Raw genomic sequence first — 14510 nt, 5'->3', positions numbered from 1 at the left:
AATAGAATTGTGATTGCCAGACTTTTATTCAGTGCACTCTTTAGAGTGCAACCACAAGAGATAGGCCCTTATAGGGCCTGAGCAAACCACCAGTTAAACTGGTGGTTTTGATTCGCATAGCCTTGCGGCAGATTGTAAAACCCTACTCAGCCGGGCCGATTCAGGGTATAATAAATGATATAAATTATATGCAGGGGAGGCATTATGAAACGGGTTATTTCTATGATGCTGCTGACCTTAGCCTGTCTTTTCAGTGCGGCCTGCGCCCATCCTCAGGGCTATATCGACTTTACGCAGCCTGAGGGCGCTCGCCCGGCTGTAGAGCAGTCCGGTGTAAAACCGCTTCGCATCGCCTTTGCGTCGGTCATGTCGCCGAGGGAAACGCGGCAGGTATATCAGCAGATCGTTACTTATATTGCTCAAAAGCAGCAGCGGCCGGCTGTTCTCATCCAGCGCCGGACCTATGAGGAGTTGAATGCCCTCTTGGCCAATGGCGACGCCGATATTGCCTTTTCCTCGACAGGCGCTTATGCTGCCTATCAGGGGCAGGTTCCGATTGAACTGTTGGCTATGACCGAGACCAATGGCACGTCCCATTACCAAACGTATATTATCACGGCTGTTGACAGCGATATCCATGATTTTAGTCAGCTTCGGGGCAAGGTTTTTGCTTTTACGGACCCTTTGAGCTATTCTGGCTGTCTGGCCATTAAATTTTTGCTGGCCCGAGATGGAACGACGCCGGAAATCTTTTTCAACCGCTTTTTCTATACCCACGGTCATGACAAATCACTGTGGTCGGTCGCCAATCACTTGGCCGATGCAGCCGGTATCGACAGCCAAATTTATGAGCTCATGGCGGATACCAATCCGGCCCTTGCCAAGGAAGTCCGTATCATTGAAGCCTTGCCGGAAGCGCCGACCGGACCGATTGTCGTCCGCAGTGATTTGGATCCGGAGGAAAAAGAAGAGCTCCGCCATATCTTTTATACGATGCATGAAGATGCGGATTTAGCCAAGGCCATGAAGAACATCGTCATCGACCGGTTTATTCCGCCGGATTCTGAGGCCTATGAAGCGTTCAAACAGCAGTATCAGGCACAAAAACGATTGGCAGGAACGTAAGATGAGAAACTACACGCTATACGTAAAATTTAATGCCCTCATCGTCGGCACGATTTTTATCTGCGGACTGCTGACGGCGTCGCTGTTCCTCTATTCGACGAGTGAGTACATGAGCCACGAACTCGAGGCATCCGGGAAGGAACTGGCCGTGTCCATCGGACAGGTCGTCAGCAATGACATCCTCGTCGATGACCGTTTTGATATGACCGAGCAGCTGCTCCATGCTCAAAAGACGAACGACCAGGTCCGCTACATTCTGGTGACCTATCCGGACGGACGTATTCTGGCCAGTACTTTTACGGACGGACTGCCGAAGGGCCTTCCGGAACGCCGGGATATGACTACGGAAGGAGTCGGGCAGGCAGTGACTTTTGACAGCACTGAAGGCTATATCCGAGAAATTCTCGTTCCCATCGACGGCGGTTTAGTCGGATATTTTCGAGTCGGTCTGTCCGAGCGGCCCATGATGCAGCTCATGTGGAAGCGCTTTGTCGAGACGATGCTGATTATCCTGGCAATCTGTCTGGTGGCCTCTGCTTTGGCTACGCGATATGCCCGGGCTTTTCTGCGCCCCGTTCAAGCTTTGGCGAAAGCCATTCGTCAAATCGGCCGCGGGAATTACAATGTTCGCGTTTCCGTCGAAACGAAAGACGATGTCGGCCAGTTGGCTAAGGCGTTCAATGTCATGAGCAACCGTCTGTCGGTCAAGGATCGGGAAAACTCGAAACTTTTGACGGCCCTTCGGGAAAAGGAGAAGACTCGAGTTTGGCTCATCGATCAGCTGTTTTCGGCTCGTGAAGATGAACGGCGCCGTATTTCACGAGAGCTCCACGATGAAACGAGTCAGTCTATGGTATCGATCTTAGCCTACCTGCGGCTCATTCAGGACCGGACTGAAAGTCCCGACGTGCGGGAATTGGTGACCGGTGTCCGTGAATTGACGAGAGAGACTCTGGAAAGCCTGCGCCATTTGGCGGTTAACCTCCATCCGCCGCTCCTCGACGATTTAGGCCTCATCGTAGCCATTGAAAAATATCTCGATACGTATCGGCAGACCCAGCCAAATCTTTCCGTGTCTTTCTGTCATGACGGCGATATTGCTAAAGTGTCGCGGCCAGTTGCTTTATTTTGTTACCGCATGGTGCAGGAAGGGCTGACCAACATCGCTCGCCATGCCCAAGCTCATACAGTGACGATTGAACTGAACATTCTGCCGTCGTCCTTGTCGTTGCGCATTGCCGATGACGGCGTCGGCTTCAGTGCCGCCCGGGCTGAGCAGGCACGGCTTGATAATCACTTAGGGCTGGTCAGCATGCAGGAACGGACTGACGTGTTGAATGGCACTTTTTATATCGACGGCCGACCGGGGAAGGGAACGACCCTTACCATAATGCTGCCGTTACATCTGAGTGAGGAGATAGAAGATGAACATACTATTGGCTGATGACCACCGCATTTTGCGGACGGGCCTCAAATTATTGTTAGCTTCGCAGGATGACTGCAAGGTCGTTGCCGAGGCCTCGAACGGACAAGAAGTCCTCGATATACTGGAAGAGACAGACGTCGATGTCGTCCTCCTTGATCTATCGATGCCGGTCATGAACGGTATCGACTGTTTACGGGAAATCCGTCGCCGCCATTATGAAGTGAAGGTCCTGGTCCTTACCATGTACAGCGAGCAGGAGTACGTGACTGAATTGATGCAGCTCGGTGCTGACGGGTACTTGTGCAAAGATACCCTTGATGCAGAGCTCTTTAAAGGCCTTCGTGCCGTCGCTTCCGGCGAGCGTTATCTAAGTGAACGCGAAGCCCGGAGTCTCCTTAACGGAGTCTTAGCAGAGAAAAAAGATATGCCGACCTTGTCGGAACGGGAGCAGGAAGTCCTCGTCGCCTTAGTACACGGCCATTCGCTATCGTCTATCGGGGATACGCTGCACCTTTCGGTAAAGACCGTGTCGACGTATAAAACGAGGCTTATGCAAAAACTCAATTGTAAGACGAAGTCAGAGCTTGTAGATTATGCCTTAAAACACCACTTGATGTAAGTCTTTTGGGCATAAAGAAAGCATTGCCCGCAGGCAATGCTTTCTTTGTTGATATTTACGGCAGACAGCTCAGTCTTCACTAGGCGTGTCCGACAGGAAAGGCTGGTCGGCAGCTTCATTTTGAATCATCGTACTGGCATCTTTGAAATACTCTTTAAAGGATTGGACCCAGGTCCGGGACGGATGGGAGAGGTATCCCTTGCTTTTCCAAATGAGGGCCAGCGTCCAGTACAGGTGTGGTTTGACCAAGGGAACGGATACAGCAAGATCCGGCGAAATGCGCTGACAAATGGTGTGCGGCATGAGGGAAATGCCCAGCTTGCCCGATACCATCTGGGCCAGGAAGTCCCAGTTGCTGGAACGGCAGACGATTTTCGGATGGGCCATGATTTCCTGAAATGCTGAGCGCAGATAGGGATTCAGTGAGAATCCATTCGGATAAAAGACGAAGGTTTCGTCTTTGATATCGGATAGGGTCAGGGACGGACGGGAGGCCAGGGGATGATCCGGCCAGAGGACGACGTCGAGAGGCTCTTCATGGAAAATGAAGAATTCATAAGAGATTTCCGTCGTAATCGGCAGGGCGACGAAGCCGACCTGGATGAGCCCGTCGTCGATGGCTGAGACGACGTCTTGGGAGCCGACTTCCTTCATTTCCAATTCGATTTTGGGATAGGTATTGATGAAATGAGCGATAAACGGCGCGATGACGGAGGAGCCGATCATGGGCGGGACCCCGACGGACAACTTGCCGGAATTGAGGAGCTGCGGCGATTCCATTTCTTCATTCAACTGGGTAAAGCCCTTGATGAGTTCTTCGATTTTAGGAAGCAAATAGGAACCCGTTTCCGTCAGCTCTACATTTTTACCCTTGCGGTCAAATAATTGCACACCCCAATGTTCTTCCAGGGCCTTGATGCCCTTGCTGATAGACGGCTGGCTGATGTGCAGGGATTTTGAAGCTTTGGTAAAGCTCTTTTTGTGAGCGACTTCGATGAAGTATGTCAATTGGAATAAATCCATAATATACTATTTCACCTCTCTTTAGTATTCTTATAGTTTACCATATTACGGATTGAAAATCCAATGATGTGCAGTCTCGTTAATTAGCGTAATGACGCCATTTTTACAGAAAATTTGATTTCCCGCACCGGTCCCAAAGTCTTGCGGCCGAGCCGTACCGGGAAGCGCCGTATTTACAAGATGTCTCTCGTGTATCATAATAGAGAGTATAAAGGAGGGAGCTTATGGCAACGCGATGGATTATGCACGTCGATATGGATGCGTTTTACGCGTCTATTGAACAAAGAGACAATCCGGCCTTGAAGGGTCTGCCCGTCGTTGTCGGCGGCCTTATGGACCGCGGCGTCGTAGCAACTGCATCCTATGAAGCGCGGCGCTATGGCATCCATTCGGCCATGAGCATGAAGGCGGCACGGAGACGCTGCCCGAACGGCGTCTTTTTACCGGTACGGATGGCGGCTTATCGACGGGTGTCGCATCAGATTCGCTTGATTTTATCTCACTATTCCCCCTATATTGAGCCCTTGGCTCTGGATGAAGCTTTTTTGGACGTATCCGGCATGGAACGCCACTATCCTAATATCGTCGATATCGGAAAAGCCGTCAAAGATGAGATTTTTCGGACGACGGGCCTCGTTGCCTCGGCAGGGATTGCACCCAATAAATTTTTAGCGAAACTGGCCTCGGATTTACGAAAGCCTGACGGACTGGTTTGGATTCCCTATGGGACGGAACAAGCGGTATTGGCGCCGCTGCCGATCAGTCGATTATGGGGCGTCGGCAAGGTGACGGAAGAAGCTTTAAAGAAGGGCGGATACCATCGGATCGGCGATATTTCGGCGTCCAGCCCAGAGGCCTTAAAACCCCTCTTAGGCAATCAGGCCGAGCGCATTTACCGATTATCTCTCGGTCAGGATAAGCGACCTTTGGAGGTGCGGCGGCGGCCTCAGTCGGTTGGAAATGAGCATACGTACAGCCGTGATTTGACCCTGCCTTCTGAAGTCGATGAACAGTTCCGCCTCTTAGCCAATGAAGTGGCCTGGCGGCTGCGTCAGAGCCGGCTCATGGGACGGACGATTACGATCAAGATCCGCTATGCGTCCTTTAAGACCGTTACCCGGTCGCTGACTCTTAGCGATATGGGGACGGCGTCGGAAGAACAGTTATATTTTTCGGCAAAAAGATTGTATAATAAGGATAAAGGACATGAGCCAATCCGACTGCTGGGTCTCACCGTCAGCCAGCTTCAGCCGTATCAAGTCCAGGGCGATTTATTTTCCGAAGACGAGGAAACGAAGGAGAAAGTCATCGAGGCCATCGATAAACTGCAGCAGCGATTCGGCCGTACGGCCATTATGAAAGGGTTTTTGTGGGAAATGTCCCATGAGAAGGATACGTAAAAAAGGAGTTTTAGCCATGGCAATTTTTAAAGTCGTCGCCCATACCGGTGACAATAACAACGGGTATATCGAGTATAATACGGAAACGAAGGAACTGGGCGTTCATCTGAATGATGAAGCGGTCAATGAACGAGCCCGGGAGTATTTGACGACCGAGCGGGTTCTGCATCAGTATACGGACCTTTCGCAGTATAAAACCATCAGTGCCGTTCCGACGTCGAGCTTGGAAACGTTGAAATTGGCCATGTGTTATATGTGGCGGGCGACAGGTGTCCACATCGATTGGAGCCGTCCCGTCGAATAAGACAGCTTTAAAAGCATTCACAATGTATCCACATTTTCTGTGTACAACAGTGACAGAAATGTGGATATTTTTTTGGAATCCGCATAGTTGCGCTGATTTTTTTCAGTGGATACTTATATCAAGTGATGTTGGAAAATGTGGATAAGTCGCGTGGATAAATATATATCCCCAGAGGAAACACACCAATAACGGCATGGTTAAGCGATTGTACGTGGGAGAACAAATGAATAAAGTGATGTGTATAATTCCTGTAGAAATGTGGATAAGTCGATCCGGAGATTTACGCACAATATGTGGATAAATTGTGGAAAGATATCCACAGGAGGACAAAGCATAAAACCGCCATTTACGGACCTATTCACAAGTTATCCACTTTACATATCCACAATTTCCACAGATTTTACGTTTGTGGTATACTGGAAATAGTGAATACGATTTTAGGAGGAATTTATTATGAAAGCAATTTTCGACGGACTGATTGTCCTGCCGAATGAAATTGTCAACGGACATGTTATTCTGTATGAAAAGGATATATGGCGCATCGTCCCGCGTAAGCAGTTCAGAGCCGGCATGTGCTCGGAATTCATCGATGCCAACGGCGGCTTCGTCGTTCCCGGTTTTATTAATGAACACATTCACGGCTGTGCCGGTGTCGATGTCATGGATGACGATGAACAGGCCTTACCGGCCATGCAAAAGGCTCTGCCGGCGACGGGGGTGACCTCCTTTGTGGCGACGACGATGACTATGGAACAAGCGGCTATCGAAAAGGCCTTGCAGAGAATTAGAACGGCAAAGGAAAATTACGCCGGTGGAGCACAGGTCCTCGGAGCCCATCTGGAAGGGCCCTTCATTAGTCCCCTCTATAAGGGGTCACAGGCCGAGGAAAATATACAGAATCCGGATTTTTCCTGGTTGGAACCCTATGGGGACATCATTAAAATCATTACCCTGGCTCCGGAACAGTTAAAGAATAAGCAGTTCTTAAAGGCCTGTAAGGATAAGGGAATCGTCGTATCTCTCGGTCATTCTGGCGCTTCCTTTGAACAGGCCATGGATTGTATGGACACCATCGGAAACTGCCATGTCACCCATCTGTATAATGCCATGACCCCCTTCCGCCATCGGGAACCGGGCCTTGTCGGAGCGGCTCTTCTCCATAAAAACGCCTGCTGCGAATTGATTTGTGATGACCTCCATGTTCACCCGGCGGCACAGAAGTTGGCCTATCAGATGAAAGGCCGCGACGGAATCATCTTGGTCACCGATTCGATGCGGGCCTGTCTCCAAGGCGACGGTGAATCGAGTCTTGGCGGCCAGAAGGTCTTTGTAAAGAATGGTGAAGCCCGATTGGCTGACGGGACTTTGGCTGCTAGTGTGGCCCCCATGAACGAAGTTGTTCTCCATTTCCTTATCAATTCAGGGGCATCCCTTCCCGATGTCGTAGCTATGGCTACCATCAACCCGGCGAAAGCCCTCGGGGTATACGATCGGCTCGGCTCTCTGGAAGAAGGCAAACAGGCCGATATCGTCGTCTTGGACAGCAACGACTTCCATGTAAAATCGACGGTCGTCGCCGGTGAATTGGTTTATAACGAACCGATACAATAAAATCTATTATATGTAATGAAAAGAAGGCCAAGGTACTTTGTTCCCTTGACCTTCTTTTTTGTCGGAAAGAATCTATCCGAGCGCTGATTTTTTATTTTTCAATACATATAGAGCGCCTAACAAGCCGGCGTCGTTTTGGAGTCTTGCAAAGGCGAGGCCTTTTGGGGGAAGCATCCGTTCCGGCAGACGGTCTGACAGGGCCTGTTCAAGGGGCTGGCGGATGATGGATTCCCGGTTCATGATGCCGCCGCCGAGGATGATTCGTTCGGGATTGAAGAGACTGATGATATTGGTGAGGCCGTCGGCCAGATTCTGACAGAAGATATGAAAACAGCGAAGGGCCTGGGCATCGTCGCTTTCAATCAGTTGGAAGGCCCGGTAGCCGTCCATTTCTTTGGGAGGAATGCCTTTTTGGCTGGCGATTTCACGGCAGAGAAAGGACGCCGAGGCGACGTCGTGGAACCGGCCTGCCGGGAGGCACATATAGGCGATTTCTCCGGCAGCATGAGTGGCGCCGTGGAGTACTCGACCTTCTTCGATGATGGCTCCTCCGATGCTGGTGCCGACGGTTACGGCAAAGAACGACAAGACGTCTTTTCCGGCTCCGAGCCAATATTCGCCGAGGGCGGCACAATTGGTATCGTTTTCGACGCTGACCGGGAGTTTAAATTCTTCCTCTAACATCGTTTTCCAAGGCGTACCTGTATAGCCGGGGATGGAGAGGGCGTACTCTACCGTGCCGGATTCCGTATTTACAATACCTGCCGTCGACAGGGCGATGCCGGCAAGAGATACTTCTTTCTGCTGCTGTCGGACAAGGTTTCGGACCGCAGCGACGATGGAAGGGCCGTCTCCGGAGGGGATGAGACCTCTTTTGTGGAAGCGGCCCCCTTCATCGATGAGCCCGAATTTGATTGCCGTTCCGCCGACATCGAAGCAACTGTACATCATTATAGTTCACATCCTTTTTACGAGAGAAAGTTAACTTATACAAATATTATACATGGATTTGACAATTTCTATGTATAAGCCTCCTATACTGTTCTTATCAATGTAGTCTTTTAGGAGGTCATGATATGAAACGACAATGGTTAAAAAGAGCAATTCTTTCTATGGTAGCTTGTGGTTCCCTGTTGGGCGTCGTCCCGGGCGTACAGGCAGCCGATGTCCGGATTTTACCGGTAGATACGGCTAAATTCTTGGCAGGTGCTAAATTCGACTTTGATGTTGAAGTTTCTAACGCGAAAGACTTGAAGAACGTCGATATTACGATTAATGGTCAGAATGCCAATCAATTTTTCGGACAGAAAGTAGAAGGAAAAGATTTGGGCAACGGTGTTGTTTCTTATCGTGTCAATCAGGTAAATTTCCCGAAGACCGGTAAATATACGGTCCGTGTTTCGGCTACCGATGCTGACGGCACGAATTCTGCCGATGCACGCTATACGGTTGTTCAGGAAAAAGCTCAGAAACAGGCTAAAAACGTCATCCTCTTCGTCGGTGACGGCATGTCCTTGCAGGCTAGAGAAATGGCTCGTATCATTTCCAAAGGCCTGACCAACGGGAAATACAACGATCTCTTGGCTATGGAAAAAATGCCCCATAACGCACTGATCACGACCAGCGGATACGATTCCTTGACGACGGACAGCGCTAACTCGGCATCGGCTTATGCTACGGGTCATAAATCGGTCGTCAACGCCATGGGCGTTTATGAAGACTCGACAAAGGATCCTATGGATGATCCCCGCGTTGAAAACGTTGCCGAAATCCTGAAGCGTACGCGCGGCATGTCCATCGGTGTCATCACTCAGGCTGAATCTACAGATGCTACGCCGGCCGCTATGATTGGTCATACGCGCCGTCGTGCTAACCAGGATTTATTAGCTTCTCAGTACTTGGAAGACTATCATCGTCCGGACGTCATCATGGGTGGCGGTTCCAGCCGTTACATTCCGCAGACGGAAAAAGGTTCCAAACGCCATGACAATGAAAACGTCATCCAGGAATTCAAAAATAAAGGCTACACCTTCGTTACGAACTCGAAGGAAATGATGGCTGCCGACAGCAATAAACCGCTCTTGGGCCTCTTCCATCCGAGCACGATGAATGTTTATATCGATCGTGAAATGCTCAAGAATCCTGAAGTATTAGGTAAATATACGGATCAGCCGAACCTCATCAACATGACGAAAAAATCCTTGGATATCCTCAGCAAGAATCCGAAGGGCTTCTTCGCTATGATCGAAGGCGCATCCATCGATAAACAGCTCCATGCCATGGATTGGCAGCGTGCTACGTACGATACGATCGAATTCGATAAGGCGATCGAATATGCTCAGAAATGGAATAAAGAACACGGCGATAATACCTTGATCATCGTCGTTGCTGACCATGCTCACGGTGCTTCCATTACCGGTACCTACCATGAACACGACGGCAAGAAGGGCATTGAAGCTGTCCGCACCTATGCCGATTCCATCTTCCCGACCTTCAAGGATGCCGACCATGACGGTTTCCCTGACAATCCGGATCCCGATGTAACCTTGGCTGTTCAGTATGCTAACCATCCGGAATATTATGAAAACTACCACTTCCAGCAGAAACCGACCTATCCGACGATTTCGCAGACGGTTACCAAACAGGAAGCTCAGGTTGCCGGCGATAAGACCGAATACCATCAGGTTTCGACCGTCGTTGCGAAAGGCAATCCGGCTCGTCACCACGCAGGCGATCCCATGGAACTCGTTCCGGCCAACATCCCCGCTACCATTGGTGATGAAACTCACGCAGCCGATGATGTCCCGTTGAATGCAGAAGGCCCGGGTTCCGAATACTTCAAAGGTGTCATGGACAACACGGAAGTATTCTTCGGTATCATGCGTGCCCTTGGCGTCGACGCTACGAAAAACGCAAAATAAAAACGGACTACGATAGCAAGGCTTATCTTGCTCGGTTACACCGCCGTTTCATAAAAAATGCTGCCGCAATTCATATTGCGGCAGCATTTTTTTGTGGTTACTGACCGAGAACGCTGTCGAGGTAGGCAGCGGTATCCGATAAGAAGCTGGCCAGATAACCTTCGATATCGCCCTTATCGCAGTGGGCTGCGAATTCCGGATCGATGGGCAGTTTTGCCGTATGAGGAATCGAATATTTCTGGGCCGATTCTTCGACATGGCTGTGTCCGAAGATTTCGTGTTTTTCCTGGCAGCTGGGACATTTGAAGTAGCTCATGTTTTCAATCAGGCCCAAGACGGGAACGTGCATCATTTCCGACATGTTCAAGGCCTTTTCAACGATCATGGAAACGAGTTCCTGAGGAGACGTGATGACTAAGATGCCGTCGACGGGTAAGGACTGGAAGACCGTCAAGGGGACGTCGCCCGTTCCCGGCGGCATGTCGACGAACATGTAGTCGATGTCGCCCCAGATGACGTCGGTCCAGAACTGTTTAACGGCGCCGGAAATGACCGGTCCGCGCCATACGACCGGAGCCGCGACATCTTCCAACAGCAGGTTCATGGACATGACTTTGATGCCGGTCTTGGTCGTAACGGGGTTGATGCCGTCATCGTTGCCCGTGGCATGACCGGTCAAGCCGAAGACTTTCGGGATAGACGGGCCGGTGATATCGGCGTCGAGGATTGCAGTTTTAAAGCCGCGGCGCTGCATTTCTACAGCCATCAGGGACGTCACCAAGGATTTACCTACGCCGCCTTTGCCGCTGACGACGGCAATGACGTGCTTGATGTGAGAACCTTCGTGAGGCGCTGCCTGGAGGCTCTGAGGCTGGTTGCGCTGTGCGCAGGAGCTGCCGCAGCTGGAACAGTCGTGTGTACAATTTTCACTCATTGGGATCATTCTCCTTTGAACTTTTCTTTCCGGCACGGCAACAGTCGTGACGGCACGAGCCGGAACGTTCACAAACTTGAATATGGCCGCCTTCGATGACGAGGTCTTTGCCATGAATGAGGGCGTCGGCCAGTTTGTGGCGGGCCGAATTATAAATACCGGTCACCGTCGTGCGAGCTACATTGATCTGAGCGGCACACTCTTCCTGTGTCAGTCCGACCCAGTCGATGAGGCGGATGACTTCATATTCATCGATTCCCATGGCAACCGTATCATCCGACTGACGTCGGTCAACCGGTCCGAAGGCTGATGAAACAGGCAGTGAACAAACACGTCGGCACCGCGGTGGTCTCGGCATAAAATCCCTCCTTTACGCTATTTATTATAGTTAGATAGCTGACATATGTCAAATTATGTCAAGGAGGGATTTGGCGGCATCCGATGAGGAAAATAATCATAGGACGAACGTATTTAGTATTGTAAATAAAGGCTGAATCGACAGGTGATTTGGCTCCCTAGCGGACGAGATAAGCCCCGTCGACGGGGATGATGGCCCCGTTTAAATAATTCGAAGCGGCACTGGCCAGGAATACGGCAATACCCTTCATATCGTCGGCTGTTCCCCAGCGTTTGGCCGGGATGCGGTCTAAGATTTCCTTTTGACGGACTTCGTCTTCAATCAGCTTGGTGTTCATTTCTGTGTCCATGTAGCCCGGCGCGATGGCATTGATGTTGAGCCCTTTACCGGCCCATTCGTTGGCCAGGGCTTTGGTCAGCTGGGCGACGCCGCCTTTACTGGCAGCATAAGCCGGGACGGTGTACCCGCCAAAGAAGCTCAGCATGGAGGCGACGTTGATGATCTTGCCGGACTTTTGGGCCAGCATCTTGCGGCCGGCGAGCTGGCACAGTTGAAATACCGTGTTTAAATTGAGGTTCAGGACGTCATGCCAATCGCTGAGAGGGAATTCTTCACAGAAGTGACGGCGCTGCATGCCGGCGTTGTTGACCAGGATGTCGATGCGGCCGTCTAAGGCAGCCAGGGCCTTTTCGAAAATAACCGGGACCTGTTCCTGATCGAGTAAGTTGCCTTGTAAGGCCAGCATGGAAAGGCCTTTTTGCCGACATTCGGCAGCCGTTTTTTCGGCACTGGAACTCGAACCGATGATCAATACCGTAGCGCCGGCTTCGGCTAACCCTTCTGCCATACCGCGGCCTAGCCCGCGACCGCCGCCGGTTACAATAGCTGTTTTTCCTGTTAATGCGAAATCGTTTAAGATAGACATAAGATATTCCTCCTATAAATGATATGATGAAAATATTGGTTAATAATTGAAACATGATGTAATCATCATATGAATTATCAGCGCTTGTAACTCTATTTTATAAGATAATCGCAGAAAACTCAAGTGAAAATATGGCTTCATTTGATTCGATTCTCGGACATATAATGATATATTTAATAAATATAGGTGAAAATACAGATAAATCATAAAGTTAACAACGTCTATTACAATATAGCAAGAATTCTATCTTTATATTGACACCGTATATTCATCCGATGTATTATTAAAACACAGAGAGAAACGTCGGATGAAAAGGAGGGGTTCTTGTGAGAAAGTTTTTATGTATTTTTATTACCGGTCTGATGCTTATGACCTTGAGCGGATGTGCGGGACAAAAAGAAGCGCGGGTTTATACCAAAGAAAAGCCGTTGGTCCTTCGCATGTCTCTGACAGATGGTGAAGCTACTTGTTACTACCAAGGGGCTAAAGAAGTTTCAAAGCGGGTCTATGATAAGACGGGCGGCAGAATTCAGATTAATGTCATTCCCGGTGCTGCCTTAGGCGGTGAACGAGGGACTACAGAGTTGGCTATGAATGGGGATTTGGATATTGCTACTGCGGCAAACTCGGTCCTGAGCAACTGGATTCCTGAAATGGCAATTCTGGATCAGGCCTATCTTTGGAAAAACAGCAAAGAAGCCCATGCTGCTGTAGACGGAGATATCGGTAAGCTGATTGAACGGGAAGCGAAAGAACGGATGGGAATCCATGTTATCGGGTATATGGAATCGGGGTTCCGCGACGTATTTTCTGTGAAACCGATTGAAAAACCGGAAGATTTCAAGGGCGTAAAGATTCGGACGATACAGAATCGGTATCATATGGCGGCCTTTAAATCTTTTGGGGCTATGCCCATTGCCTTGCCGTTTGGTGAACAGTTTACGGCACTGCAGCAAGGCACCATCGACGCTTGTGAAAACGGTGTCAGCGGATGCTATACCAATGGTTTTTATGAAGTTACCAAGAATATCACCAATACACATCATGTCTTCGTATATATTTTGCTGTGCATGTCTGATAAATCGTGGAATGCCATTCCGGAAGATTTGCGCCAACCCTTCTTGGAAGGTGTCAAAGAAGGCTGTGATGCAGAACGACAATTCTTAGTTGAAGCCAATGCAGATGCAACGGAAAAACTGAAGGAAAAAGGCGTTGTCTTCCACGACATCGATCGGAATCAGTTGAAGGCTCTTTATCAGAAAGAAGCAGCCGCGGAAGGATTTACCTTCGATCCCGTATGGCAGCAGGCTGTTGACAAAGCCATCGAAGATGCAAAATACATGTAGGCGGAGGTGTGATCATGAATGGAGTATTGAAAAAGCTGCAATCTATTGAAAATTTGATTATCGTCATTTCTTTTGCCATAATGGTTATTTGTTCTTTTTCATCGGTCATCAATCGTAACTTTATCAAGCTGTCTCTGCCGTGGCTCGATGAACTGTCAACCTTTGCTATGATTTACATGGTTTTGCTGGGAACAGAAGCCGGTCTTCGTGATGGTTCACAGATTGCTGTCACTGCCGTGGTGAACCACTTCAGCGGCTTGTCAAAGGCCTTGATACAGATTCTTGCCAAAATCGTCACGACGATTTTTTCCGCTGTTGTGCTGTACTACAGCTGTTATATGACAGCCGTACAAGCCCAATCCGGTCAGGTAACGGCAGCCTTACACGTTCCGATGGCCATTCCTTATTTTGCACTGGTAATCAGCTTTGCCATCATTACCTGTGTACAGGGAGTCAGTGCTATTATAATGATTACCCGTCTCAGGGCCTCCGGCGCTGATGTGAAGGGAGGAGAATAA

General features: G+C 49.7%; 14 protein-coding genes. 9 read left to right on the top strand and 5 right to left on the bottom strand.

Going from position 1 to position 14510, the window contains the following annotated elements:
- Positions 1-204 precede the first annotated feature (204 nt).
- Genes phnD through A0U42_RS11140 form a run of 3 tightly spaced genes read left to right on the top strand, consistent with a single transcriptional unit; the run spans position 205 to position 3170 of the window.
- Positions 205-1125 carry a phosphate/phosphite/phosphonate ABC transporter substrate-binding protein gene (gene phnD, locus A0U42_RS11150; protein ID WP_065361030.1) on the top strand — a complete coding sequence of 307 codons (921 nt, stop codon included), beginning with the start codon at positions 205-207 and terminating at the stop codon, positions 1123-1125.
- Between the two features lies 1 nt (position 1126).
- Positions 1127-2569, top strand: a complete 1443-nt coding sequence (locus A0U42_RS11145) for a sensor histidine kinase (protein WP_065361029.1) — start codon at positions 1127-1129, stop codon at positions 2567-2569.
- Positions 2550-3170 (top strand): response regulator transcription factor, encoded by a 621-nt coding sequence (locus A0U42_RS11140; protein WP_065361028.1) that lies wholly within the window; start codon positions 2550-2552, stop codon positions 3168-3170. Before A0U42_RS11145 ends, A0U42_RS11140 begins: the two co-directional genes overlap by 20 nt.
- A 69-nt stretch (positions 3171-3239) precedes the next feature.
- Here A0U42_RS11140 and A0U42_RS11135 read toward each other — a convergent pair whose 3' ends face one another.
- On the bottom strand, positions 3240-4193 hold the full coding sequence (locus A0U42_RS11135) for a LysR substrate-binding domain-containing protein (RefSeq protein ID WP_065361027.1): 954 nt from the start codon (positions 4191-4193) through the stop codon (positions 3240-3242).
- A gap of 224 nt (positions 4194-4417) precedes the next feature.
- On the opposite strand from A0U42_RS11135, the gene dinB reads away from it, so the two are divergent.
- The 3 genes from dinB (at position 4418) to nagA (ending at position 7508) form a co-directional block, all read left to right on the top strand.
- Positions 4418-5593 carry a DNA polymerase IV gene (gene dinB, locus A0U42_RS11130; protein WP_044505281.1) on the top strand — a complete coding sequence of 392 codons (1176 nt, stop codon included), beginning with the start codon at positions 4418-4420 and terminating at the stop codon, positions 5591-5593.
- A 16-nt stretch (positions 5594-5609) separates the two neighbouring features.
- A complete protein-coding gene (locus tag A0U42_RS11125) occupies positions 5610-5897 on the top strand; it encodes a hypothetical protein (RefSeq protein WP_044505282.1) in 288 nt (95 codons plus the stop codon).
- Between the two features lie 453 nt (positions 5898-6350).
- Positions 6351-7508: an N-acetylglucosamine-6-phosphate deacetylase gene (gene nagA / locus A0U42_RS11120; protein WP_065361026.1), complete on the top strand. Its 1158-nt coding sequence runs from the start codon at positions 6351-6353 to the stop codon at positions 7506-7508.
- Positions 7509-7580: 72 nt separating this feature from the next.
- On the opposite strand, the gene A0U42_RS11115 is transcribed toward nagA, so the two are convergent.
- Positions 7581-8459 (bottom strand): ROK family protein, encoded by an 879-nt coding sequence (locus A0U42_RS11115; protein WP_065361025.1) that lies wholly within the window; start codon positions 8457-8459, stop codon positions 7581-7583.
- Positions 8460-8584: 125 nt separating this feature from the next.
- Between A0U42_RS11115 and A0U42_RS11110 the strand changes: the two genes are divergently transcribed.
- Positions 8585-10429: an alkaline phosphatase gene (locus A0U42_RS11110; protein ID WP_176698869.1), complete on the top strand. Its 1845-nt coding sequence runs from the start codon at positions 8585-8587 to the stop codon at positions 10427-10429.
- A gap of 97 nt (positions 10430-10526) precedes the next feature.
- Here A0U42_RS11110 and A0U42_RS11105 read toward each other — a convergent pair whose 3' ends face one another.
- From A0U42_RS11105 to A0U42_RS11095, 3 genes are all read right to left on the bottom strand, one after another.
- Entirely contained in the window at positions 10527-11363 is an 837-nt protein-coding gene (locus tag A0U42_RS11105; protein ID WP_065361024.1) for an Mrp/NBP35 family ATP-binding protein, read from the bottom strand.
- Complete coding sequence (locus A0U42_RS11100) at positions 11356-11721, bottom strand: DUF134 domain-containing protein (protein WP_083122555.1); 366 nt, start codon at positions 11719-11721, stop codon at positions 11356-11358. The genes A0U42_RS11105 and A0U42_RS11100 overlap by 8 nt, the downstream gene beginning before the upstream one ends.
- A gap of 157 nt (positions 11722-11878) precedes the next feature.
- Positions 11879-12646, bottom strand: coding sequence for an SDR family NAD(P)-dependent oxidoreductase (locus A0U42_RS11095; RefSeq protein ID WP_065361023.1), 768 nt, complete (start codon positions 12644-12646; stop codon positions 11879-11881).
- 326 nt (positions 12647-12972) lie between these two features.
- On the opposite strand from A0U42_RS11095, the gene A0U42_RS11090 reads away from it, so the two are divergent.
- Both A0U42_RS11090 and A0U42_RS11085 read left to right on the top strand, forming a co-directional pair.
- Positions 12973-13992 carry a TRAP transporter substrate-binding protein gene (locus A0U42_RS11090; RefSeq protein ID WP_218055551.1) on the top strand — a complete coding sequence of 340 codons (1020 nt, stop codon included), beginning with the start codon at positions 12973-12975 and terminating at the stop codon, positions 13990-13992.
- A 14-nt stretch (positions 13993-14006) separates the two neighbouring features.
- A complete protein-coding gene (locus tag A0U42_RS11085) occupies positions 14007-14510 on the top strand; it encodes a TRAP transporter small permease (RefSeq protein ID WP_065361022.1) in 504 nt (167 codons plus the stop codon).

The organism is Megasphaera sp. DISK 18, assembly GCF_001682955.1.
GTDB classification, from domain to species: Bacteria; Bacillota; Negativicutes; order Veillonellales; family Megasphaeraceae; genus Megasphaera; species Megasphaera massiliensis.
The sequence above is the reverse complement of the archived record's forward strand: the minus strand, read 5'-3'. Positions and strand labels throughout refer to the sequence as shown.